General features: G+C 67.9%; 21 protein-coding genes and 1 tRNA gene. 12 read left to right on the forward strand and 10 right to left on the reverse strand.

Going from position 1 to position 23,754, the window contains the following annotated elements:
- Positions 1 to 138: 138 nt before the first annotated feature.
- The 6 genes from HEB94_RS43080 to HEB94_RS43105 are packed head-to-tail and all read left to right on the forward strand — an operon-like array spanning position 139 to position 4,686.
- Entirely contained in the window at positions 139 to 429 is a 291-nt protein-coding gene (locus tag HEB94_RS43080) for a hypothetical protein (RefSeq protein ID WP_202896846.1), read from the forward strand.
- A 52-nt stretch (positions 430 to 481) separates the two neighbouring features.
- Positions 482 to 1,429 carry a bifunctional DNA primase/polymerase gene (locus HEB94_RS43085; RefSeq protein WP_202896847.1) on the forward strand — a complete coding sequence of 316 codons (948 nt, stop codon included), beginning with the start codon at positions 482 to 484 and terminating at the stop codon, positions 1,427 to 1,429.
- 46 nt (positions 1,430 to 1,475) lie between these two features.
- Entirely contained in the window at positions 1,476 to 1,829 is a 354-nt protein-coding gene (locus HEB94_RS43090; protein ID WP_192755183.1) for a hypothetical protein, read from the forward strand.
- Positions 1,826 to 2,872: an AAA family ATPase gene (locus HEB94_RS43095; RefSeq protein ID WP_192755184.1), complete on the forward strand. Its 1,047-nt coding sequence runs from the start codon at positions 1,826 to 1,828 to the stop codon at positions 2,870 to 2,872. The genes HEB94_RS43090 and HEB94_RS43095 overlap by 4 nt, the downstream gene beginning before the upstream one ends.
- 51 nt (positions 2,873 to 2,923) lie before the next feature.
- Entirely contained in the window at positions 2,924 to 3,235 is a 312-nt protein-coding gene (locus HEB94_RS43100) for a helix-turn-helix domain-containing protein (RefSeq protein WP_192755185.1), read from the forward strand.
- A 32-nt stretch (positions 3,236 to 3,267) separates the two neighbouring features.
- The gene (locus tag HEB94_RS43105) at positions 3,268 to 4,686 is read left to right on the forward strand and encodes a tyrosine-type recombinase/integrase (protein ID WP_273377294.1); all 1,419 of its coding nucleotides are present in this window, start codon (positions 3,268 to 3,270) and stop codon (positions 4,684 to 4,686) included.
- Between the two features lie 57 nt (positions 4,687 to 4,743).
- Here HEB94_RS43105 and HEB94_RS43110 read toward each other — a convergent pair whose 3' ends face one another.
- Together HEB94_RS43110 and HEB94_RS43115 are read right to left on the reverse strand one after the other, a co-directional pair.
- On the reverse strand, positions 4,744 to 5,544 hold the full coding sequence (locus HEB94_RS43110) for a DUF5131 family protein (RefSeq protein WP_192755187.1): 801 nt from the start codon (positions 5,542 to 5,544) through the stop codon (positions 4,744 to 4,746).
- Between the two features lie 130 nt (positions 5,545 to 5,674).
- Positions 5,675 to 6,799: a three-Cys-motif partner protein TcmP gene (locus HEB94_RS43115; RefSeq protein ID WP_192755188.1), complete on the reverse strand. Its 1,125-nt coding sequence runs from the start codon at positions 6,797 to 6,799 to the stop codon at positions 5,675 to 5,677.
- 629 nt (positions 6,800 to 7,428) lie between these two features.
- Between HEB94_RS43115 and HEB94_RS43120 the strand changes: the two genes are divergently transcribed.
- From HEB94_RS43120 to HEB94_RS43135, 4 genes are all read left to right on the forward strand, one after another.
- Positions 7,429 to 8,406 (forward strand): phosphotransferase family protein, encoded by a 978-nt coding sequence (locus HEB94_RS43120; RefSeq protein WP_192755189.1) that lies wholly within the window; start codon positions 7,429 to 7,431, stop codon positions 8,404 to 8,406.
- Positions 8,407 to 8,738: 332 nt separating this feature from the next.
- Positions 8,739 to 9,023 carry a hypothetical protein gene (locus HEB94_RS43125; RefSeq protein WP_192755190.1) on the forward strand — a complete coding sequence of 95 codons (285 nt, stop codon included), beginning with the start codon at positions 8,739 to 8,741 and terminating at the stop codon, positions 9,021 to 9,023.
- Between the two features lie 2 nt (positions 9,024 to 9,025).
- Complete coding sequence (locus tag HEB94_RS43130; RefSeq protein WP_192755191.1) at positions 9,026 to 9,757, forward strand: maleylpyruvate isomerase family mycothiol-dependent enzyme; 732 nt, start codon at positions 9,026 to 9,028, stop codon at positions 9,755 to 9,757.
- 532 nt (positions 9,758 to 10,289) lie between these two features.
- Positions 10,290 to 10,865 (forward strand): AAA family ATPase, encoded by a 576-nt coding sequence (locus tag HEB94_RS43135; protein ID WP_238361776.1) that lies wholly within the window; start codon positions 10,290 to 10,292, stop codon positions 10,863 to 10,865.
- An 889-nt stretch (positions 10,866 to 11,754) separates the two neighbouring features.
- Here HEB94_RS43135 and HEB94_RS43140 read toward each other — a convergent pair.
- The 7 genes from HEB94_RS43140 to galU form a co-directional block, all read right to left on the reverse strand.
- Positions 11,755 to 11,831 (reverse strand) — tRNA-Ala (locus HEB94_RS43140).
- 118 nt (positions 11,832 to 11,949) lie between these two features.
- Positions 11,950 to 12,894 (reverse strand): divisome protein SepX/GlpR, encoded by a 945-nt coding sequence (sepX, locus tag HEB94_RS43145; protein WP_192755192.1) that lies wholly within the window; start codon positions 12,892 to 12,894, stop codon positions 11,950 to 11,952.
- Between the two features lie 106 nt (positions 12,895 to 13,000).
- Positions 13,001 to 13,627 carry a GNAT family N-acetyltransferase gene (locus HEB94_RS43150; RefSeq protein WP_420481617.1) on the reverse strand — a complete coding sequence of 209 codons (627 nt, stop codon included), beginning with the start codon at positions 13,625 to 13,627 and terminating at the stop codon, positions 13,001 to 13,003.
- 41 nt (positions 13,628 to 13,668) lie between these two features.
- On the reverse strand, positions 13,669 to 14,154 hold the full coding sequence (locus HEB94_RS43155; protein ID WP_337918377.1) for a MogA/MoaB family molybdenum cofactor biosynthesis protein: 486 nt from the start codon (positions 14,152 to 14,154) through the stop codon (positions 13,669 to 13,671).
- The gene (moaC, locus tag HEB94_RS43160; protein ID WP_192755193.1) at positions 14,151 to 14,672 is read right to left on the reverse strand and encodes a cyclic pyranopterin monophosphate synthase MoaC; all 522 of its coding nucleotides are present in this window, start codon (positions 14,670 to 14,672) and stop codon (positions 14,151 to 14,153) included. Before moaC ends, HEB94_RS43155 begins: the two co-directional genes overlap by 4 nt.
- Before the next feature lie 110 nt (positions 14,673 to 14,782).
- Complete coding sequence (gene glp / locus HEB94_RS43165) at positions 14,783 to 16,015, reverse strand: molybdotransferase-like divisome protein Glp (RefSeq protein ID WP_192755194.1); 1,233 nt, start codon at positions 16,013 to 16,015, stop codon at positions 14,783 to 14,785.
- A 19-nt stretch (positions 16,016 to 16,034) separates the two neighbouring features.
- On the reverse strand, positions 16,035 to 17,066 hold the full coding sequence (gene galU, locus HEB94_RS43170) for a UTP--glucose-1-phosphate uridylyltransferase GalU (protein WP_192755195.1): 1,032 nt from the start codon (positions 17,064 to 17,066) through the stop codon (positions 16,035 to 16,037).
- 247 nt (positions 17,067 to 17,313) lie between these two features.
- Between galU and HEB94_RS43175 the strand changes: the two genes are divergently transcribed.
- A complete protein-coding gene (locus HEB94_RS43175; RefSeq protein WP_192755196.1) occupies positions 17,314 to 17,946 on the forward strand; it encodes a 5-formyltetrahydrofolate cyclo-ligase in 633 nt (210 codons plus the stop codon).
- A gap of 25 nt (positions 17,947 to 17,971) precedes the next feature.
- Here the strand turns inward: HEB94_RS43175 and HEB94_RS43180 are convergent, their stop codons facing one another.
- Complete coding sequence (locus tag HEB94_RS43180; protein WP_337918378.1) at positions 17,972 to 20,497, reverse strand: penicillin acylase family protein; 2,526 nt, start codon at positions 20,495 to 20,497, stop codon at positions 17,972 to 17,974.
- 1,029 nt (positions 20,498 to 21,526) lie between these two features.
- Here HEB94_RS43180 and HEB94_RS43185 point away from each other — a divergent pair.
- Positions 21,527 to 23,671 (forward strand): ABC transporter substrate-binding protein, encoded by a 2,145-nt coding sequence (locus HEB94_RS43185; RefSeq protein ID WP_192755197.1) that lies wholly within the window; start codon positions 21,527 to 21,529, stop codon positions 23,669 to 23,671.
- The last annotated feature ends 83 nt before the right edge of the window (positions 23,672 to 23,754 follow it).

Genomic DNA, 23,754 nt, shown 5'->3' on the forward strand with positions numbered 1-23,754 from the left:
GGACAGGTAGCGCCCGCCCCGCAACCGGTAGCGGCCACGCTACCACCCCACAACTGACCTGATCAGGCCGTCCGTCCGCAGGTAGCGGGTCGCGGCCACAGCCTCTCGCGCCCAAAAACAGCCCCAGGAGGCATCCGAATGCTCTTCAACGCCGCGACCGCGACCCCACTCGCCGCCACACACAGTGACCAACCTGGTGTGGCTGGCTGGCTCGTGCTCGGCCTCGCCGCATGGGCCGCCGGCTACCTGCTCCTGTGCTGGATCTGGCCCTTCCGCAACTGCCGCCGCTGCAACGGCTGGGGCAAACACCGCGCCCCCATCGGCCGAGGCTTCCGCCACTGCCCCCGCTGCGACGGCACCGGCCACCGACTCCGCACCGGCCGCCTACTCCTCAACCACCTCCGCGACATACGCGGCGCCAGCAAATAACCCCTGCCCGCCAACAAGCCCAGTCCGCACCACACCTCGAGGAGGCCCGGACATGACCGCCCCCATGAACGCCGCGCTGGATGCCGCGCTGGCCGCCGCCGCACGCGGCTGGCACGTCTTCCCACTCCGTCCCAACGACAAGCGGCCAGCCTTCCCCAACCACACCGCCGAGACCTGCGACGGCACCGACCCGCGGTGCCGGGACGGGCACACCGGCTGGGAAACCCGCGCCACCACCAACCCCGACCGCATCCACCGCGCCTGGACCCACAAGCCCTACGGCGTGGGCGTCGCGACCGGGCCGTCCGGCCTGGTCGTCATCGACCTCGACACCCCCAAACCAGGCGACCAGCCACCCGAGGAATGGAAGCTGCCCGGGATCGTGGACGGGCACGACGTCCTCGCCGCCGTCTGCGAACAGGCGGGCCAGCCACTGCCGGTCGACACCTACACCGTCGCCACCCCCAGCGGCGGCACCCACCTCTACTACCAACACCCCGCCGGGCCACAGCTGCGCAACACCACCGGCGGCACCTCCGGATCGCTCGGCTGGCTCATCGACACCCGCGCCCACGGCGGCTACGTCGCCGCAGCCGGCACCACCATTGCCGGACGCGCCTACCGAGTCGTGCACGACGTCGAACCGGCGCCGCTCCCTGACTGGCTCGCGCGACGCCTCTCCCCCGCCCCACTGCCACCCCAGCGGCCCGTCCGGATCGACCTGCCCACCGACCGGCACGGCCGCTACCTCCAGGCCGCGATCGCCCGGCAACTCCACCACATCGCTACCGCGACCGAAGGCACCCGCAACACCGCCCTCTACCGCTCCGCCGTCGCCCTCGGACAACTCGCCGCCGGAGGCTCCATCGCCGAGGAAGAGGTGCGCCAGCTACTCACCCGCGCCGGACTCGACGCCGGCCTACGACCCCGCGAAGTCACCCGCACCGTCGCCTCAGGAGTGCGCGACGGCGCCAAGCGCCCCCGACACGTCGCCGCATAGCCACTGGGTCAGCGGACCAGAGCAGCGAGAGAAAGGCATGACAGTGATGAATTGGGCAGATACGACCAGCGCGGCGGCTTTCGATGACGTGCTGCTGCCACTGGAGTTCGAAGACCTCGCCCGCAGCAAACCCAGGCCCGGCAGCTCCGTCGGCTACCGGGCCGCGTGGCTGCTACGCAAAGCCGCCCTGTTCGACCGGCTCGCCAGCACTGACCCAACCCAGGCCGACACTGCGCTGACGGTTGCTGGCCGCGCCCGCGAGGCCGGCCGGCGACTCCAAGCCCAGCTCGTCGACGCTCTCGCGCCCGAACTGGCTACCGGCGACGAACGCCCGGCCAGCCAGACCGCCTCCTCGGGCCTGTGCAACGACATGACCACACCACGGGAGGAAGCAGCATGAGCCTGGCCAGGCCACTCGCCTCGGTCCCTGATCCGGTCAACCGAAAGACCCGGTGGACCGACGCAGAACTGATGGCAGTCGACTTCCCCGAGCCACGGTGGGCCGTGCCCGGGTTGTTGTGCGAAGGGCTGAACCTGCTCGCCGGGGCACCCAAACTCGGCAAGTCCTGGCTCTCCCTCGGACTCGGCGCCGCCATCGCTAACGGCGAACCCGCCCTGGACACGATCGAGGTAGAGCGCGGACCCGTCCTGTACTGCGCACTCGAAGACACCGGCCGCCGCCTCCAGCGACGCCGCCGGCAGATGCTCTCAGCCGGTAGTTGTGCCGCACCCCTGCTCACCCTGGAAACTGCCTGCCCCACCATGACCAGCGGTGGCGAAGGGCTCCTCATCGACTGGCTTGAAGCCAACCCACACGCACGGCTCGTCATCATCGACACCTTCGAAAAGATGCGCGGCTCCACCCCACCCGGCATGTCGGCCTACGCCGCCGACTACGCCGCCGCCGCCCGCTTCAAGCGGATCGCCGACTACTACAACGTGCCGTTCCTGCTCATCCACCACGTCCGCAAACAAGGCGCCGAGGACTTCCAAGCAATGGTCTCCGGCACCAACGGCCTCACCGGCGCCGTCGACGCGATCCTCGTCCTCGAACGCGCCCGCGGCCAAGCAGACGCCGTCCTCCACGTCACCGGGCGCGACGTCCAGGAGAACGACTACGCCCTCACCTTCAACCCCACCGCCGGCGCCTGGACCCTCCTCGACGGCCCCGCAGCAGACCACCTCATGCACGACACCCGCGCCCAGATCAGCAGGTACGTCCGCGCCAACCCCGGCAGCACGCCCAAAGCCATCTCCCAAGCCACCGGCATCAACGCCAACACCATCCGCAAAACCTGCACCCGCATGGCAGAAGACAACCAACTCCACAGCACAGCGGGCGCCTACTACCTGACCGAGCCGAATGACAGCACGGACACGGCCGAACTGTCACAACTGTCACTCCGTCACTCCACCCCCTCCGGCCCGGGACAACGGCAGTGACATGAAGTGCTGACACCACACCCGCCCACCACAGCACGAGCGAGGAGTCGGATGGACGCAGTCCCCACGCTCTACACCACCGAGGAGGCGGCCAAGGTCCTTCGGGTCCGCCGGAGCTGGCTAGAACGACAGGCAGCGGCGCGGCGGATCCCGTTCACGATGCTCGGCGGCTGCTACCGATTCACTGCTGACCACCTGGCCCAGATCGTGCACATCTTCGAGTCGACGCCCACGGTCACTGACCTTCTGGCCCGTTCGTCGCCACAGCCAACCCCACGTACGCGGCGACGTACGACCGATGGAACGACGGGGAGCACCCCGCCGCTCAGGGCACGCCCCCGAACGCAACGAATGGTCGCCTAGTCTTCCCAACATCTTGAATCGGAGTGGAACCGATGGCTTACGCAGAGAAGCGAGGCGGCCTGTGGCGCGCACGGTGGCGCGGCCCAGGCGGAACCCTGGAATCCAAGTCGGGCTTCAGGACTCGGAAGGCCGCCGAAGACCACGCCCGCGATCAAGAAGCCGCGATCCGGAACGACACCTATGTTGACGCTCGAGCTGGCCGTATCACCTTGACGGACTGGGTGAATCTCTGGTTTCCCGCGCTCGACTTGGAACCCACAACGATGAACAACTACCGGTACATGATCGAAGTGCACATCCTGCCCACATTCGGGGACCGTGCTCTGGCATCTCTCAGCACAGAGGAGATCGCGCTCTGGGAGATGAACCTCGTCGCTAGCGGGCTTACTCGCCGCACAGCGCACGACGCCCGCTCGACTCTCACCACGGTGCTCGCCGACGCGATCCCCCGGTACATCAAGGTGAATCCCGCAGCCCGGCGACGTGGTAAGGGGCGGAAAGGACTCCGACGTATCGAGCGGATTGAGAAGAAGCGCAAGGTGTGGGCGACGCCGTTGCAAGCACTCCTCATTGCAGAACGCGCGGCCACACTCTCCGGCACGTCGACCGACTTCGTACTGCTAGTTACGGTGGCCTACACCGGTATGAGGTGGAGTGAAGCTATCGGTCTGCCACCCGACTGCATCCGCAGTGACGCACTCGACATCCACTGGAAGCTGTACGAGCTGAACGGCCGGTTCTATCGCGGCCGGCCCAAGGACGGATCGATGCGTACGGCCGACCTGCCACCATTCCTCTATGAGCTGCTGACTGATCATCTGAGCGTGGCCCAAGGCCGGTCGTGCACCTGCCGAAGTCAACACGGAGGCGGAAGCGACATCGAGTGGTGCACCGGATCTGAGTACGTCTTCCTCGGACCTCACGGGGGCCACTTCCGCCGGTCCAACTACAGCGAGCGCGTCATGCGACCCGCTGCCGACGGCTGGTACCCGGCAAGGAAGGGAGGCAGCCCGCGGCCGATGGCTCCGGTCCTAGTCGACGTCGCCGGGCCCTGGCCGGGCAGGCCGCTGCCACCTTGGCCATCGGCTACGCCCGGCGTAGCGGCGTACGTGCCGCCGACCGGACGTGGGCGCCCACGACTCGGCGAAGACACGCGCCCGGTGTCCTGGCTACCCCTGCTGCACGGGCTCTCCCCGCACGGCCTTCGCCACGGACACCAGACGTGGATGGACGAAGTTGGCACCTCCTACGTCCTGCAGTCGGAACGCATGGGCCATGAGGTCCCCGGCATGCGCGGTGTCTACAGTCACGTGAGCAAACCCATGCGGGCCGGCCTGGTCACCGCGCTCCAGGCGCTGTGGGAAGAGTCGTTAGACGAACGAGCGCTGATCGCACCGCGCTCCGCGGTCGGCGCACTGGACGCACTGCTTCTAGCCCGCCGGGGTCACTAGGAGACGGACGGTATCCCGCGCTCGCGTTGTGCCGGAGCGACCGCGGGATACCGTCTATCAAAGGTGGGCGGCGCCGCTTCCCATGGGCTTAGCCGGTGACAATCGGCGCTCGTGCCCCGCAGAAGGTTCAGGCATCTGGTCCCATGTTTGGCCGTCGAGGTCGCGGCCGAGGGACTTGGGCGTTCGCCCTCCCCATTGCTTGAAGAAAAAGGGCACGCTTGCCGAGAGACAGGCGTCGCGGATGTCCCGAGCCCACCTGATGTCCATCGGTCGGTATCCGTGACCTGACTCCCCACCAGCGATTACCCAGTCGATGTCGGCTAGGTCCAGCCCATCGAGCGATCCGAGCAGCGGCTCGCAGGACAAGAATCTGACCGCCGCCGGCACACGTCGGAGGTGGTCGACGCGGTGCGCAACGTCCATGTTCTCGATCGATACACCAAGCCACACGTTCGATGGCCAAGGCAGCTGCCCGGCAATACGTGACGCTCGCAGAGGCCTCTTCGTCAGTACTTGGTACACGTGCCGCGGAGTGTCGACCATAACGTCAAAGACGTCGCGAATGAAGGAGGTAGGCACTTTGGCGTGGAAGAGATCGCTCATTGAGTTAACAAACACCGTGCGCGACGAGCGCCACCGCCGCGGTTGCTCAAGCGAGTCGGGGTGGATGGTGACTGCGAACCCGCTTCCGGACGTGCGCGGGTCGCCGTCCTGTTGGTACTTCGGAGCTCCCATGGCTTTGAGCCGCCTCGCCAGCGTCATGGCATAGCAGTTGTCGCAACCGCTCGACACCCGGTCGCAGCCAGTCACTGGGTTCCAGGTGGCCTCGGTCCACTCAATACGCGAACGGTCACTCATCCTTAGGTCCCGACTCAGGTCGAGCTACATGTCGATCAGACATTGCGGGGCAATCCTTGGGAGGTCACGGCCTGAGTTTGCCCCATGGCGACCGCATCCGACCAGCCGCACCGCCGGTAGCGGGAGTCCGTCACCTTCCGTTGCCGTGACCGATGCCAGCGGTGGTAAGCCGCACAGTCCCGCCGAGTCGTACCCGGCCGCCCACGGCGTCGCCGACGACGATCCCCTCGCTGACAAGCTGATCGAGCGCGGGTTTGACCTGGCTCTCTTTATACACGGTCCGATACAGGGCGAACTGCCGGAGATCACTCACACTTGCGGCCTGTCCTGGCTGGTCACGTAAGTACTGCGATAGCTCCCGCCTGAGCGGTGCTGTCACCGGCTCAGGCTCGATGTCAAGTAGCTGCTGATTCGGGTCCGCCGGGTCGCGGTATTGCACACCATGTACGGGGTCGACCTCCCACATCGCCTCTTTCATCTTCTGCAGCCCCCGTACGTGGGTGGTCCCGAAGACGAGAAAAAGTGATTGCCCGCGATCGTCGACCAGCTCGAAGGACAGCACGAAAGCAAAACCAACGTCGACTAGCACGTCACGGTACTTGTTCAGCATCCATTGCGTCTTCTTGTCGGCAGGCTGCCCGGCGACATCACGCCATCCCGCATCGCCAAAGACTATGTCTCCATGCTGAATACTGGTCACCTCGGCGAAGCGGGCAAAATACTGCGGTCCGAAGGTGATCAATATTTCACTGGACGGGTTCCGGGCGATCCGGCGAACAAGATCGAGCTTGACCGCGCCGCCCCATGTGTCGAGCACGACCAACATGGGACGGCCCCAGGCATTATGCTCGGTCAGCAGATTAGAGAGGGCCGGATCATAATCCCCCGGCTCGACCGCGAGGTCGATCCCATAGTGCGCTAGCTTAGCGAGCGGGACAGGCGAGGCGGCCTTCTCAAGCTCCCCTTCAAGCCGCACCGCACGCCGCTTGTCGCCCTCAACGAACAGAAATCTCAGGTCTCGCGCCAGAAGACGCAATGTTGGATCTCGGATAACTGCGCGCAGAGCAATTACGGGAGATCCGGGCTCGCCACCGAGATAAACGCCGGGGCCGGCGAAGCCCTCCGCATACGTCACGTCACCCTTCCAGCTGCGGATCATGATCGGCATCCACTTGCTCAGATACTGCTCATAGACTCGATGCTTTGCGAGTGTGTGAGGAGAAGCCTCCCAGAGGACGCTCTCATTCTGGTCCACGCCGTGACCCCGCACGCGCCACCCCTCCCGCGCCAGATCGACATTACGCCTGATACACAAACGTACAATCGTCAGGCCCACGTGTCGCCGTTTCAGTCAACATGACCATCCGGGCCAGAACTGGTACCACCTGTGCGCCCAGACCGAGCGCGTGGGCATGTAGCCATTCGTGCAAACTTGCATGTAATCCAGGCATGGTGGAGGGCTCCTTCGTGACGCACCGGTGGCGCGTCCTAATCAGGGGCCTTTTGGGCCAGCCCGAAGGACTGTCTAGCGACTGTCGGCTGACGAAGGCAGGGACGCGTATCTACGCCAGCGAGGTCGCGGACGCCTACCTCATGCGGCGCGCCCTGGTGCGGGGCTACGCAGTCATCATCTGGCGCGGTCGGCACGTAGTCGAGCCCACCGAGCTGCCGCTCAGGGAGGCTGCACGATACGGCCGGGGACCAGTTTGGAAGGCTGGCGCCACCCCTGGTCACGGCTCACGTCTCGCGTACCGGCGACCCCTGAATGGCCGCTCGTGACCGCTGCGGCCCGCCCCTAATCGGACGCCAGTTGCACGGCAGAGCCTCCAAGGGGGCCAGTGAATCTCTTTGATCAACAACCGCTGTGCTGTTGGAATGGCCGGCATGTCGATGCAGCCAGGCTCGTTTGTGGAATGGCAGCACGCCCAGGTGAGCACCCCGCGCTCGGTGCTGGCCGAGGTCGTACGCCACGCGGTGGGAACTCGGATCGAGCAGGTGGACCGGATCGTGGAGGGCTACGAGAACGAGGTCTATCGCGTTCGTTGCGCCGACGGGCAGGATGTGGTGGTCCGGATCTTGCGGTTCGGGCGGTTCAGCGGTGATTCCACCAGGTCGGCGGCCGAGGCCAGGGCGATCGGTCAGGCACGGGCTGCCGGAGTGCCGGCGCCGGAGATCCTGCTGCTCGATACCGTACGGATCGACGGGACAGAGTTCCCTGTCATGGTGCAGCGCACGGTCCCCGGCCGTCCACTCGCCGAAGTTGTCACCAGCCTCTCGGAGCGACAACGGCACGACGTGCTCGCCGAGATCGGCGGATTGATCGCCCGAATCAGCGGCGTCCATGTCAATGACGAACGCGACTGGCCGACGGCGATGGCGGCCGAGCTGGCCGACCGACGTTCGGAACGGGATCAGGTCCTGGCAGGCGGGTTCTCGGCTGCGCAGTTCGACCAGATGCTGGACCTGCTCGAGGGATACGTCCACGACTTTCCCTGTCAGCGCTGGGTGCTGTGTCATGGCGACCTCAGCCCCCAGCACATCTTCGTGACCGGTGACGGCACGGACGGCGACGCCGTACGAGTAAGCGGGATCATCGACTTCGGCGACTGGAAGCCCGGCGCACCGGTGCACGACCTCGCGGTACTCCGGGTTCGCGGCCCGAAGCTGGACCTCGCGCCACTCCTGGCCGGCTACGGCGCCCACGCCGACGACACCTACCGCCGGCGGCTAGACCTGCACACCCTGGATATCGCCCTGTCCTCGCTGTGGATCGGAGTGGATGAGGACGACCAAGCCTGCATCGAACGTTCCAGCACGCTCATTCGCGTCCTACTTGCCAACCTCGGCGTTCCTGCCTTCTAGGTGCCAACCGCCGCGCGGCTCGTTCATTCTGGTGGCTGCCATTTCGGGGCCCCTGAGGGCGCCTCACTCCCGGAGACCTCCTACAAGGGTAAAGGTCAGGCGGAGCCAACCGCGCGTTCGATCACCACTGCCTTGCAAAGGCCATTCCCCCGCTCACGCTCCCCCGAGCGTGGATCAGCGCCGCGTCCCACAGCACGTGTTGCGACCGTGGATCACCGCTACGGACCAAGATCACCCTTGGCTTGGGGCACGCGGAGGGCACGGAGGCCGTGAGTGGTTCTCCGGCGTCGGTCAGCGCTGTACGTTTGTTCCAAGCTCAAGAGGAGGCACGCATGGACCCCGATCTCGCTGAGGAACTGAGCCGCTGCGCTGCCCATCATGGAGTGACCTTCGATCCGCGAGCTGTCACCGCAGCCCTCCACCTTGCCCGCCGATTAGAGGCTCCGGACGAGGCGCCTGCGGTGGCCTTCGACTGGCTTGACCAAGCGGCGATCAATGTTCGCAGTTTGGCGCTCGTACAAGCCGCGCCGCGACCCAACGGTGTGGATGAAGTCGATGTCGCTCGTGTTGCCTCTCACAGGCTCGGCCTGCCACTGTCGGCTCTGATCCCGGGTTAGAGATGGGGTTGCCGCACGCTGCGTTCAACCCCGACGCCGTTGCACGCTCAATCGACGACGCAACCCGTCAGCTGGTTGAGACAGTCGAATCCCTCCATGAGGACGATTTGCGGGCGCCGTCGCTGCTACCGGGCTGGACCCGAGCGCACGTGCTGACCCATCTCGCCCGCAACGCAGACGGCGGACGACGACTGCTGGTGTGGGCGAGAACCGGCGTCGAGACTCCGGAGTATCCCAGCATGCAAGCCCGGACTGCGGAGATCGAGGCAGGCGCAGCTCGCTCGGCGACTCAACTTCTCGCCGACGTACGCGACTCCGCGAAGCGATTTGCCGAGGAGTACGCCAAGATGCCGCCGGACGCTTGGTATTCGAAGGTTCGCTGGACGGGAGGACACTGCGGCCCAGCCTTCGAAGGCGCAAGAGCCCGCCTGTTCGAAGTCCTGGTCCACCACGTGGACCTTGATGCCCGCTACTCCCCCGAGGACTGGCCGAACGACTTCACCACCCGCGCACTGGAAGACATCTCGGCGCACGTGGCCACCCTTCCCACCGCACCCGTCGTGCAGATGTACGCCGAAGACACCCGGCTCTCGTACTGCATCGGCGATGATCATGCCAGCCAGAAGATCATCGGAACTCAAGCCGCCCTGCTCGCCTGGCTGCTGGGACGCTCGGCCGGCGACGACCTGGTAGCTCCTGCCAATGCGCCCATACCTGAGATGCCCGCCTTCTGAGCCGGGAACAGATCCAGTCTGAAAAGCGGAAGGTCGGCGGTTCGACCCCGCCCCTGCCCACCATCCTGACCATGCGATATGGCGGAGCGTGACTGACCGCCAATGCCCGTTGATCACCCTCTTTGACCGCCCGCTGTTGCACGTGGATTGCACGGGACAGCGGGCGGTTCTGCGTCCGGCCTGACCTTGTTATCCGTAGGAACGGGCACCGTGATCACGAGCTGCTCGTCCGCGCTCGGGAGGTCGTCGGCCTGGTGCTCATCGTCGCCCGGCGTTGCAGCTCGTTGGGGTCAGACTGGGGTCAGTCGGAGCGACGCATTACGAGTGGGTTCTCGCGGGCAGGTCACTCCGTCGTCCTGGTACCGCTGAGCACCTGGGAGCACGGGCTCGCACCGCAGGAGACATCCCCGGGTAAGCTCGGCCGCGCACGGGAGGGACCGCCGCTGATGAGTTCGACGTCATCACAGGATTGATCGCGCCGAACAATTCGCTATCGGGTCCACGGCTTAGATGCGTCACCGAAGGAGGAACATTGACTTCGGCAGATGAGGCCGCGCCACCGTCACCGGCGCGGCTGTGGCCGACGTTGGTTGTGGTCACCGGCCCGGCCGGATCTGGGAAGACGACGCTCGCTCACAGGCTCGCGCGGACGATCGGCTGTCCGGCGATCTGCCGCGACGAGATCAAGGAGGGCATGGTGCACGCGCACGGACCCGGATTCACCGCCGCCGTCGGAGATCCGCTGACACGTCGCACCTATCCACTTGTCTTCGATGTCGTACGGCTGCTGCTCGACGGTGGCGTAACGGTCGTCGTAGAGGCGGCATGGGAGCACCACCCCTGGGAGCGCGGGCTCGCACCGCTCGCGACGTCGGCCGATCTCAGGGTCATCCGGTGCCACACGCCGCACGAGGAGATGCTGCGACGGCAAGAGCAGCGGCTCGAGAAGGTGGCAACCCGGGCTGCGCACAACGACCGGGGTTCGCACAGCACCGAGAGGCCCGTCGCCTGGGAGGCCATCCACATCGATGCGCCCACACTCGACGTCGACACCAGCGACGGATACGTCCCCGAACTTGACCGGATCGTTGCCTTTATCAACACATGAGCTGCCCGCGGGCGACCTCGTGCCAGGCCCGCGCCACCGAGACTGGCTCTTCACCACCAGAAGCGCCGACCAGCTGCGCGACCTCGGGATCTCGGTAGCGAGCCAGTAGCAAGCGCCAGTACAGGTCGGCCTGGAAGGCACAAGGCGGCGCCCTCAGAGGGTTCCTCTCCCGGACCGAGGACCGGGGGTCCAGGAGGCAGCGCCCCCGGAAAGACCTCAGCCTGAGATGGCCTGAACAGTCGTGCGAACCGTCAGTGGCCGCGCCGGCCCGGCCGAGGACGGCCGCCAGGCCGCCCGCAGGACGAGGACGGGGCGGTGCGCGCCGCTTGCGGCGCGCCTTGACCCCCTTTAGAGCCGGAGTCGGCAATGTGCGACCTCTGACCCTAGGTTCTACCAGCTTGTACTCCGGGCTGAACACTCGTCGCGACGGCCGGGGTGCCGGATCGGTCTCTTCGGCCGGCGGGGTGGACGGCCCGGGCTGCTTGTCGGGTGGTGGGGACACGTGCACAAGGATCTCCGATCCCGCCCTCGGTCAGGAACCCCGGTACTCACTCGGGGTGTCTCACACCAGCCTGACAAAGAGGGCTTGGCAGCAGCGGCCCGCCCTCTGCACGCCGAACGTGTGACACATGGGCATGCACGAGATGTCACACCTGTCACTCTGTCACTCTGTCACTCCCTCACCGGGTTTGAACTCGGGAAACGGGAGTGAGCGGTGAGCATGTCTAGAGCGTCGGGAGACGAGGAGCGCTCAAGCTTTCGTACGAGCCGATGGCGGTACACGCACGCCCTGAGCGATCTCCGCTCCCATTCCGCTCCCAAAATCGGACATTGGACAGTCAGAGGGGCCGGCCACGTACGTGGCCGGCCCCTCTGACCTGCGATTTCCTGGTGGAGCTGAGGGGATTTGAACCCCTGACCCCCTCGATGCGAACGAGGTGCGCTACCGGACTGCGCTACAGCCCCAGGAATGAGCCCGCACCCGGCCGAACCGCCTGGCCTGAGCGCGAACGACGATGACGATAGCACGCGGACTCACCCAGAACGCCGCCGAGGCCCGCCCCGAGCGGCGCTCGTCGCCCGCTCAGTCGCCGACGGCGCGCCGCTGATCTCCGTTCGAACCGTCACGCTTGCCCGACTCGCGCCCCGTCCCGGGCTCGTTGTGACCGGTCTCGTCGAGCAGCATCGCAGACGCCTCCTCCGGACGGGACAGCATGCCGGCCTCCGGCAGCCGCGCGGTCGTCCAGGTCCCCTGGTCGGCGAGATCGACGGTCCGGACCGTGCGCGGCGCCTTCGCCTTGGTGACGTAGGTCGGGAGCGGCACCTCCACCGGGTCCCACAGGTCGCCGGACGGAGCGCGCGTACCGGCGACAGGACGCTCGGAGGTCGAGGCCGCCGGTTGGGCGACCTCCCCGCCGTCCGAGGTGTCGTCGACCCGAAGCTCCGCCGGGCGGTTCAGATCACCAGTCGTCGCCGCGAACCCACGATCTGGCGCGACCTCGCCTCCGACCCCGGCCGGGTTCTGTTGACCGGCCAGCCGGTAGGACTGGCCGCCGTGCGCCGAGGCCCACGCGGAGGACGCCTCGACGCGGGCGCCTTCGCGGGGCGCCGCCGCTTGCGGAGCGACCGGACGGACCAGGCGCTCCCGCCGGGCGGCGGAGACCGAGACCACCAGGAAGCCCGCGATGAGGACGAGCGGAATCACGAGGTTCCACCAGGGCAGCGCTCCGACGGTGGCCAGGATCGCGACCAGGGTCGTCAGGCAGATCAGGGCGACGAGGGTTCGTCGACGCCGGGCCGCGGCCGAGGGACCGACACCGGGTCGGGCCCGCGGCGGTGGACCAACGACCTGACCGTCGCCCGAGGGAGGACGGACAGGCACGCGCCGCCGCGCCAGGACACGCATCGCGGTCGAGACGCCGTTGACACTGCGTGCGGCTGCCGCCTCGTCGTGCCGGCGTAGCCACAGGGGGACGAGGTAGGCGGCCCACGCAGCGACGATCGCCGCGTAGATGAGGCCAGTACCCACGCAGACGAACGTACGCAACCGCCCTGGTAAATCGGCGCAGGCGATACGGTGTGTCGCCAGAGTTACCGGACAAGTCGTGGGTGAGTTCGCTCATCGGGCCGCCGCTTCAGCCTGGCGAGGTGTTGCTCCCCCGCTGCGACTGGGCCGCCGCCTGCGTACGCCGCCAACGGTTCAGCAGCCCTTCGGGCACTTCCTCGGCGTTCAGGGCGAAGGCGAGATGGTCACGCCAGTCACCGTCGATGTGGAGATACCGAGGCCGCAGCCCCTCCGGGCGGAACCCGAGCTTTTCCACGACCCGCAGGCTCGCGGCGTTCTCCGGCCGAATGTTGATCTCGATCCGGTGCAGCCCGAGAACGAAGAAGCAGTGATCGGCCGCGAGCGCGACGGCCGTCGGCATGATCCCGCGACCGGCGTAGGCCTGGTCGACCCAGTAGCCGATCTGCGCCCACCGTGCGGACCCCAGCGTGATGCCGCTGACGGTGAGCTGGCCGACGAGTCGCTCGATCTCGACCCGCGGCCCCGGTGGTGCGGGCGGCTCGGTGTAGGTCACGACGAACGGCAGGCAGATCCCGGCCCGCGCCTGGGCGCGCAGCATTCGGACCATCGAGCGGAAGGTTCGCGGACGCGGCTCGACACCTGCGGGCGGGGTCGCCTCCCATGGCTGCAGCCAGGCGAGGTTTCGGGCACGTACGTCGCGCCATGCCCGGGCGTCGCGGGTCCGCAACGGCCGCAGCCCGACAGGTCCCTCAGAAAGCCGTACCGGCCAACTCCTGGTCAGCCTGCACCTCCCGCGTGGTCGCCGCCGTGGATCTGGTCGACGGCGTGGACGAGAACCGGCGCCAGCACTGCCATTCCATCCCGTGCTCCACCGGTCGAGCCGGGGAGATTGACGACGAGCGTGGAACCGGCAACTCCGGCAAGCCCTCGGGACAGACTCGCCGCGGGGACGCCGTGCCCGAGACCATACGCCCGGATGGCTTCGGCCAAACCCGGGACCTCCCGGTCCAGGACCGGCCTGGTCATCTCTGGCGTCCAATCCGACGGGTTCAGCCCGGTGCCGCCCGTCGTGAGGACTACTTCGTAGCCCTGGGCGACCGCGTTCCGCAGGGCGACACCCACCGGCTCACCGTCCGGGACGACCTCCGGCCCGTCGACGTCGAATCCCAGCGCACGCAGCCCGTCCGCCAGGATGGGCCCGGCCCGGTCGGCGTAGACACCGGCCGACGCTCGGTTGGAGACCGTCACCACGCGGGCCCTCACGAGGATCGCCGCCAGTCGCCGGAGACTCCGCCGGTCTTCTCCTCGACCTGGATGTCGGAGATCACCGCGGCGGGATCGACGGCCTTCACCATGTCGACGACGGACAGGGCGGCGACCGACACCGCGGTCAGGGCCTCCATCTCGACGCCGGTCCGGTCGGTGGTGCGCACGGTCGCCACGATCGCCACCGCGTCGTCCTCGACCGTCAGGTCGACCTTGACACCGGTGACCGCGATGGGATGGCACAGGGGAATGAGCTCGGGGGTTCGCTTCGCGCCCATGATCCCGGCGATGCGGGCCACCCCGAGCGCGTCCCCCTTCGGTACGCCGCGGCCGCGCAGGAGTTCGACGACCTCGCCGGAGACGTACACCCGACCGGTCGCGCGCGCCGTCCGGGCGCTGGCCTGCTTCGCGGAGACGTCGACCATCCGGGCCGCGCCCGTCTCGTCGACGTGGGTCAGCGTACGGGCGTGCTCAGGTCCGGAGTTGGACGTCCCAGACCCGGATACTTCGGGCATTCGCCCGCCTTCCTCTGTCGTCGCGGGTCCGTGCGTCCCGCCCGGCGGCGTGCTCACCGACCGGACGCGAGCGACCCGCGTCTGCCGTCGTCCTCAGCCACCATGATCCGTCAGGTCCGCTCCCCCGAGCCGTCGAGGAGCACCACTTCCAGCGTCGCGCCTTCGGCGACTTCCCGCACGTCCTCGGGGACGACGGCGAGCGCGTTGGCCTGCGCGAGCCCGGCCACCAGATGCGACCCGGAGCCGCCGACAGGGGCGACCAGCGCCCGGCCGTCGGCGTCGAGGGAGTAGGCCACCCGGGCGTACTGCCGGCGCCCCTCCGGAGATCGCCAGCCCTCGGTGGCCGTCGCGGTGACCGTCGGCGTGACGTGTGGGGTCAGCCCGAGCATCTTGCGCAGCGCCGGACGGACGAACACCTGGAACGACACGTAGGAGCTCACCGGATTGCCCGGCAGCGTGAAGATCGGCGTCTGGTCCTCGCCCACGACACCGAAGCCCTGCGGCATGCCCGGCTGCATGGCGACCCGGCTGAACTCGACGGTGCCGAGCCGGCTCAGCACCTGCTTCACCACGTCGTACGCACCCACACTGACGCCGCCGCTGGTGACGACCAGGTCGGCCCGGACGAGCTGGTCCTCGAGCACCCGAAGGAACTCCCGCTCGTCGTCGCTCACGCAGCCGACGCGGTAGGCGACGGCGCCCGCCTCCCGGGCGGCTGCCGCCAGGGCGAAGCTGTTGGCGTCGTAGATGGCGCCCTCACCGAGCGGCTGGCCCGGCTCGCGGAGCTCCGACCCGGTGGACAGCACGACGACGCGGGGGCGCGGGCGTACCTGTACGACGTCCCGGCCGACCGACGCGATCAGCGCGAGCTGGCGGGCGTCGAGGTGGGTGCCGGAACGCACCAGCAGCTGGCCGGTCCGCACCTCCTCGCCGCGGCGGCGGATGTAGCTGCGGTCGGTGGGCGCCTGGTTGACCGACACCTTGACGACGCCGCCGTCGGTCCATTCGACGGGGATCACGGTGTCGGCACCATGTGGCATGGCGGCGCCGGTCATGATGCGCAGCGCCATGCCGGGCGCGAGCGCGTGCGCCTCTCTCCCGCCCGCCGGCAGGTCGCCGACCACCGGGAGAACGACCGGATGGGCCTCGGAGGCGTTCGCCACGTCCTCACCGCGGACGGCGTAGCCGTCCATCGCGGAGTTGTCGAACGCCGGCAGGTCGACCCCGGCCTCGACGTCCTCGCACAGGGTGCAGCCGTGCGCATCCATGAGCTGCTGCCGGAACGGCGGCAACTCATGGATACCGGCGAGCACCGCCTCGAGGTGTTCCTCGACGCTTCTCACCTTGCCGTCACCTTCCTGCCTAGCCGGCGTCCACGCCGGTGGGGTGGCCACGCGTCGCACCGTTCGTTCCGGTCCGCCGCCCGGAATCCTGCCCCGAGTCCTGCCCCGAGTCCTGCCCCGAGACACGGTCCTCCTCCGCGCCGCGTTCAGCCACGAACTCCCGCAACCAGCGGAGGAAGTCCGGCCCGAGGTCCTCCCGCTCACTCGCGAGGCGAACGGTGGCGCGAAGGTAGTCGGCCCGGTCGCCGGTGTCGTAGCGGCGCCCCCGGAAGAGGACACCGTGGACCGTGCCGCCCTCGCTGGCGGGGAGCTGGGCAAGTGTGCGGAGCGCGTCGGTGAGCTGGATCTCGCCACCGCGACCGGGTGGGGTCTCCCGGAGTACGTCGAAGACCTCCGGAGCGAGCACGTAGCGCCCGATGATGGCGAGGTTGCTCGGGGCGTCCGCGGCGTCCGGCTTCTCCACCAGGTCGGTGATGCGTACGACGTCGGTCTGGTCGGTGGCCTCCACGGCCGCGCAGCCGTAGAGGTGAACCTGGGCGGGGTCGACCTCGATCAGGGCGACGACGCTGCCACCCTTCGCCTTCTGCACCTCGATCATGGTCGGGAGAAGCGGGTCGCGTTCGTCGATGAGGTCGTCGCCGAGGAGCACCGCGAACGGCGCCGCGCCGACGTGGGGCGCCGCGCAGAGGACGGCGTGCCCGAGCCCGTTCGGAGCTCCCTGCCGGACGTAGTGGACGTCGGCGAGCCGGCTCGACAGCTGCACTTCGGCGAGGCGCTCGTGGTCGCCCTTCTCACGGAGCGTCTCCTCCAGCTCGTACGCGCGGTCGAAGTGGTCCTCGAGAGCACGCTTTCCGCGCCCGGTGATCATCAGGACGTCCTCGAGTCCGGCCGCGACGGCCTCCTCGACGACGTACTGGATCGCCGGCTTGTCGACGACGGGCAACATCTCCTTCGGAGTGGCCTTCGTCGCCGGCAGGAAGCGCGTGCCGAGCCCGGCCGCGGGAATCACGGCCTTACGAACGGTTGATGTGTGTGCACCGCTTTGACCCATGCGCCGAACCCTAGTCGGTGCCCGACGACGCCCTCCGAAGCACCGCCGCGCCGCGACGGGAGCGTCGCGGTGTCCGCCGATGCGTCACCCGTTCCCGTCGTTGCTCACTGCCCGTCGATATCCGATCACCGGAAATGTTCACGTTCTGTAGACCTTTACGACAGATTCCCCCACGGTCCGTAGATTCCACGGAGTCATTTTCCGGAAGTAGTGCGCCCGCTCAAAGGTTGAGAGAAGATAACGAACCATGCACGCAGGGGGCTTCCGAGCACCGGATACGCACCAGGCCAAGGAGCGGCTGCGACGACGTGTCCTGGCCCGGCGGGGCAAGCTGCGTCCTCCCGATCTCCAGTCCGCGGCCATCGCGCTTCGTGACGTGCTGCTCAGCGTGTCCGAGGTGAGCCGAGCCGCCGTGGTCGCGGCGTACGTCGGCGTCGGCACCGAACCCGGCACCGGACCGCTGCTCGACGCCCTCCACCGCCGCGGCATCCGGGTGCTGTTGCCGGTGCTGGAGCCCGACTTCGACATCGACTGGTCCGTCTACACCGGACCTGAGTCGCTCGTCCGGGCCGCGCGCGGCCTGCTCGAGCCCGACGGCCCGCGACTCGGACCAACCGCGGTCGGCACCGCCGACGCCGTACTCCTGCCCGGGCTCGCGGTAGACAACTCCGGCATGCGGCTCGGCCGGGGCGGCGGGAGCTACGACCGGGTGCTGCGGCGGACCGCCCGCGAGGCGTTCCGGTGCGTGGTCCTGCACGAGGGCGAGATCGTCGACGGCGAGGTGCCCAGCAGCCGCCACGACGGACGGGTGCAGGCCGCCGCACTGCCGTCCGGGCTGGTCCGCTTTCCGGTGACCGCCCACCAACCCGAGCACGCCTGAGGGTGTGGCTCCCCGACCAACCGTCCTAGGGGATCAGGGCCAGAGTGTGTTCGGAGGCGCGCTGGACCTCGTGGGGTGAGAACGCCCAACGGTAGGAGCCGCCGCTCGCCCACGTCCGGAACTGGTCGTTGTAGTGCTCCGACCACGGATGCCCGGACGCACCGGTGAGGTTGACCCACCGGGAGTTGTCGAAGTTGGCGAGGTCGACGACCATCCGCATCGACGGGACGGCACCCACCTCGTAACCGTCGCCCGCGGCGTTCCACCCGGTGGCGAGCACGGCGTCCGAACCACCGGGTAGCTCGTAAGGCCCGCGGTTGAAGAGGCGCTCCAAGGGCACGATCCCGCTCTGCCCGAACGCCTGGTTGACGAGGTCCAACTGGTGCAGCTTGCCCCATCGCCACTCGGTCGGGTCCTTCGCCATCCGGCGGGTGAGGTCGGCGCGGGCATCGACCAGCGCCTTGCGCAGGATCGTGTCCCGGTCCTCGCGGACGTTCCGGGTGCGTACGTCGTCCCACCAGGCGTTGGTGGGCTGGGTCAGCATGGTGCGGACGAGCTCCCACCATCGGTCACCGCCCGACGGCCACGCGCGCTCGGGCAACTCGTCGTGGAAGGTCTCGGCGAGCAGGCTCCTCCACACCGCGTTGAAGTACGCCGCGGGCGCGGAGTTGACCCCCTGGGTGTAGTTCCAGCCGGCGAAGAGTCGCTGTGCCTCCGCGGTGAAGTCGTCCACCTTCACCCGTCGGAGGTAGGGCACCAGCATGGCCGCGTTGGCGTTGTAGGTGTCGAGCTGGATGTTCTGCATGTCGGCGGCGTCGAGTTTGCCGCCACCCCGCAGCAGGTCGGCGATCCGGTCGCTGCGGTAGCCGTAGGAGTAGTGGTCGGCGAGCCGGTAGCGGTAGGTGGGTGGGGCGACGGCCTGGTTGGCCGTCACGATGTAGCCGGAGGCGGGATCGAGTTCGGACGGCAACTGGTCGAAGGGCACCCAGCCGGTCCAGTCGTAGTCGCTGAGCCACCCTGGTACGGGCCACTCGCCGGTGCTCCCCTTGCGGATCGGGATCCGGCCCGGCGCCTGGTAGCCGATGTGGCCGTCGACGTCGGCGTACACGAGGTTCTGGGCGGGCACCTCGAACTGCGCGGCCGCCTCCCGGAACTGCTGCCAGTCCTGGGCCGCGTCGAGCCGGAACAACGCGTCCGCGGTGGTGCTGGCCTGCAGCGCCGTCCAGCGCAGCGCGACGCCGGTCTCCCAGCCGCCGGCCTTCGCCCGCCGACCGACCGGTGAGCCGTCGATCGCGTCGCCGACCTCGGCGTCCGCGTCGGACAGCAGCGGGCCGTGGGCGGTGGATCGGACGATGACCTCGACCGAGTGCCGGCCCCTGACCTTGATGATCTCGCGGCGCGTCGACAGCGGCTGCCGGCCACCGTCGTACATGTAGGTGTCGCCGTCGATCTGCTCGACGTAGAGGTCCATGACGTCGGGACCGAGGTTGGTGAAGCCCCAGGCGATGCGGTTGTTGTGACCGATCACGACACCTGGCAGTCCGGAGAACCCGAAACCGGCGACGTCGAACGGACACGACTTGGACAGGATCCGACAGTGAAGTCCGATCTGGTACCAGACCGAGGGCATCTGCGCCGCGAGATGCGGGTCGTTGGCGAGGAGCGGTTTACCGGTCGTCGTCCGCGACCCGGCGACCACCCAGGCGTTGGAGCCGAGGCCCGCGCCGTCGCCCAGTCCGGCGGCGCCGGGAGGGGGTGCCGCGTCCAGCAGGTTACGAGCCCGGGTCAGCGCCTCCCTGGTGCCGGCGGGCAGGGCGGCCCGGCCGGGCGTCCGCGGCTGACCACCGGCCGACTCGGGCACGCGCGTCACGATCGGCGGATGCCGGTCGAAGGGGTACGGCGGGTAGAGCTGGTCGACCCGCGCCGGTGGGAGCTTGGAGGAGTCGAACGCGCGGGCGATCTCGTCGTCGAGGTTGCTGCGCAGGTCCCAGGCCATCGCCTTCAGCCAGGCCAGCGAGTCGATCGGCGACCAGGCCTCCGGTCGCTGGTCCGGTCCGAGCATGCCGAGGGTGTACTCGACGGACAGCTTCGAACCGGAGTGGGTGTCGAGGTAGGAGTTCACGCCACTCGCGAAGGCCTGCAGGTAGCGGCGCGTCTGCGCGGACAGCCGTGGGTACTCCTGGGCGGCCACCCGTCGCCAGCCGAGCGTGCGGACGAACCTGTCGGTCTGCACGAGGTCCGGGCCGAACCACTCGGCGAGCCGTCCGCTGGTGAGATGGCGCCGAAAGTCCATCTCGAAGAACCTGTCCTGTGCCTGGACGTAGCCCTGGGCGCGGAAGAGGTCCTCCGGTGTGTCGGCATAGATCTGAGGCACGCCCTGGCCGTCCCGGCGGACCTCGACGGCGGCGGTGAGACCGGGTAAGGAGGTCTCCCCGTCGTAGGACGGGAGCGAGCGCCGGATGCCCACGACCGCTGCGATGCTCGTCCCGACCAGGGCGAGCGCGAGCAGGAGCGCGAGTCCCATCGCGAGCCGCGTCAGACGTCGTTGCACCCTCCGCAGCCTAACGGTTACACCTGGACATGGGCCGCGAACCCGACGGACGGTCGGCGCCAGCACGAATCTCGCCACGACGCCCCGGCCGCGGCACCGCGCCGCCGGTAATACCGACATGCGAACGGGCTAATCTTCGGCTCGCTCGAATTAATTCGGGCAGGCAATATCTGAACCGGGCGGGCCGGCTAATGAATACGGCACGAAATAGGCAGACTCATTCTCCGTACGAGAATTTCGAGCGCCCTGCGGCGCCCGCCGGCACGGAGCATCGCACACCGCAGGCAGCCCTGATGTCAAGACATGAATACGGCGTGGCTCCCGACGAGGCCGAGGTTGGCCATATTCCGCGCTCAGAGCGCTTGCCTTACAGGGCTCCCGCCGTGTAGTCCAGCCGGATCGACTGCCAGGTTCGGCCATCCGGTAGCGCTCCCACACCATCGGTCTGACATCGTTGCCAGTACGGACGGCGATATGCCCCTAACGGCGTGTAGTTCTATCCAAAAACTGACCTTTCAGTTGATCCGGGGGGCTTGGAACCCTGGCCCGGACGGCATTAACATGCCCGAAATTGCGTGCCGGCTTCCGATCCAGGAGGTCTGTTCGCCAGTGTCCGGAAGAGGTAACGAGACGGTCGCGAAATGATGACGAATAGCGCGCACACGGCAACGACGGTTCCTCGGGCGAGCGCTCTCCGACAGAACCCCGCGGTCTCCCGCCCTGCGCGGGCCACGCGCCATACGCACCTGCCCGTGACCTCGGTGAGCCGGGCATGACTTGCCACGCGATGACCATGTGGTCCGCCGATGAGGAGAACCACATTGGTGTCGCGACATCGTCGATCGCCTTCGACGACACTCGCAGCCATCTGCGCGACACCTGCGTATCCACGCGACCGGGACGGTCGGCTCGTCCTGCTGTTGGGTCGCCCGATACACGATCACCTCGAGCCCGCATCACCGCAGTCGCCGTCCGGCGTGCCCTCGGGATGCGCGCTCACAGCCCCTTGAAGGAAAGGGCACGGATCAGATGACCGAAAAGGCCATGCTCCACCGGCGGACGTTCCTGTACGGAACCGCCGCCGCCGCGGGTGCCGTCATGCTCGGCGCATGTTCGAGCACCGGAAGTACGCCGGCCGCTGAGGGAGGCAACACGCCGTCCGCGTCCTCGTCGACGGCCAAGGGCTCCGAGACCAAGCCGCTCCCCAAGCCGGCGAAGTTCCAGGAAGCTCCGATGCTCGCCGAGCAGGTGCAGGCTGGCACGCTCGACCCGATCGAGAAGCGGCTGCCGGAGAACCCGTTCGTCATCCCGCACAAGTGGGTGAAGCCGGGGAAGTTCGGCGGCAACCTGCTGATGATCAGCCCCACCGCGACCGGTGGCGCGATCGACGCCAGCAACAAGGAGTACATGTACGGCCATACCTTGTTGCGTTGGCTCAACGACGGCCTGGCCATCGGCTCGGGCATGGTCGAGTCCTGGGAACACAACGACGACGCCAGCGAGTGGACCCTGCACTTCCGGAAGGGCTTGCGCTGGTCCGACGGTCACCCCTGGTCCACCGAGGACATCATGTTCTGGTGGAACGACCTCGTTCTCAACGAGGACCACACCGACACCCCGCCCGACGAGTGCAAGTCGGGCAAGGGGACGGTGGCGACGCTCACCGCGCCGGACGACGTCACGATCGTCATGAAGTTCGACGCTCCCGCCCCGCTGACCGCCGACCGGCTGGCCATGTGGGTCAAGGGCACGATCGGCAACGGCCCCAAGTGGATGGTGCCGGCGCACTTCGCCAAGCAGTTCCACCCGAAGTACACCAAGAGCGTGCCCAAGAACTGGGCCTCGGCCGGCGGGCTGTTCGAGCTGAAGGTCGACTTCTCCCGCAACCCCGAGTGCCCCACCATGACGGGATGGCGCCTCAAGGCCCTCAAGGAGGGCCAGACGATCAGCTGGGAGCGCAACCCGTACTACTACTGCGTCATGCCGAACGGCGACCAGCTTCCCTACGTCGACTCGCTCACCATGTCGGTCGTCCAGGACAAGCAGGTCGGCAAGCTGCAGATGCAGCAGGGCAAGCTCGACTACGTCCACGGCGCCTTCTTCGGCGTCGACCTGCCGGACATCTCCACGATGAAGCAGGCGGAGAAGACCTCGAACCTCGACGTCATCCTCTGGGACGGCGGCTCGGGCACCGGCTCGGTGTTCTTCCTCAACTACGACCACCCGGACCCGAAGTTCCGCAAGCTCATCCGGGAGCCGAAGTTCCGCAAGGCGCTGTCTATGGCGACCAACCGGGGCGAGATCCAGAAGGCGATCTACTTCAACACCGGCGAGAAGACGACCGGGACCCTGAGCCCCAAGGCGAAGGAGTACATCGTCGACGACGAGGGGAAGAAGACCTACCAGGATTGGCGGGACGCCGCGGTCAAGTACGACCCCGACGCCGCCAAGAAGCTGCTCGACGAGCTCGGCGTGGTGGACAAGGACGGCGACGGCCTGCGCGAGTTCCCCGACGGCAGCAAGCTGATGATCTCCCTCGACTACCCCGCGAACGCGGTGGACGAGCACAAGCAGAAGAACGCCTACCTCGAGCGTGACTGGAAGGCGGTCGGCATCAACGCCCGGCAGAACCCGGTCGCGCCTGAGGGCGAGCTCGACCAGTGGAAGGCCGGCAAGCTCACCTCCAGGACGGCGTGGGAGGTCGGCGACGGGCCCAACCACCTCGTCTACCCGCAGTGGCTCGTCCCGATCGAGCCCGAGCGCTACTGCCCGCTCGAGGGCCAGTGGTACAACGTGCGCGGCACGCCCGACGAGAAGCGGCAGCTCGACGTCGACCCCTTCAAGCGGACGCCGCCGCGGATGGAGCCCGAGAAGGGCGGACCGATCGAGCAGCTGTGGACCATCTATGACCAGACCAAGGTCGAGCCGGACGAGATGAAGCGCACGCGGCTGGTCTGGGACATGATCAAGATTCACATCGAGCACGGCCCGTTCTTCCAGGGATCCGTCGCGAACACCCCGCGGGTGGTGCTGGCCCGCAAGGGTCTGCAGAACGTCCCCCGCAAGGAGAACCTGACACAGGGAGGCTTCGCCAACCCGTGGATCCATCCGACGCCGGCGGTCTATGACCCCGAGACCTTCTTCTGGGACAACCCAGACGAGCACACGGTCTAGGCGCTTCGTCATCGGGTGGGGAGCGACGATGCTCCCCACCCGTAGCGACGTCCGACCAACCAACCGGGATCGACTGACCGGGA

Origin of the sequence: Actinopolymorpha pittospori (assembly GCF_014873875.1) — a bacterium.
GTDB classification, from domain to species: domain Bacteria; phylum Actinomycetota; class Actinomycetes; order Propionibacteriales; family Actinopolymorphaceae; genus Actinopolymorpha; species Actinopolymorpha pittospori.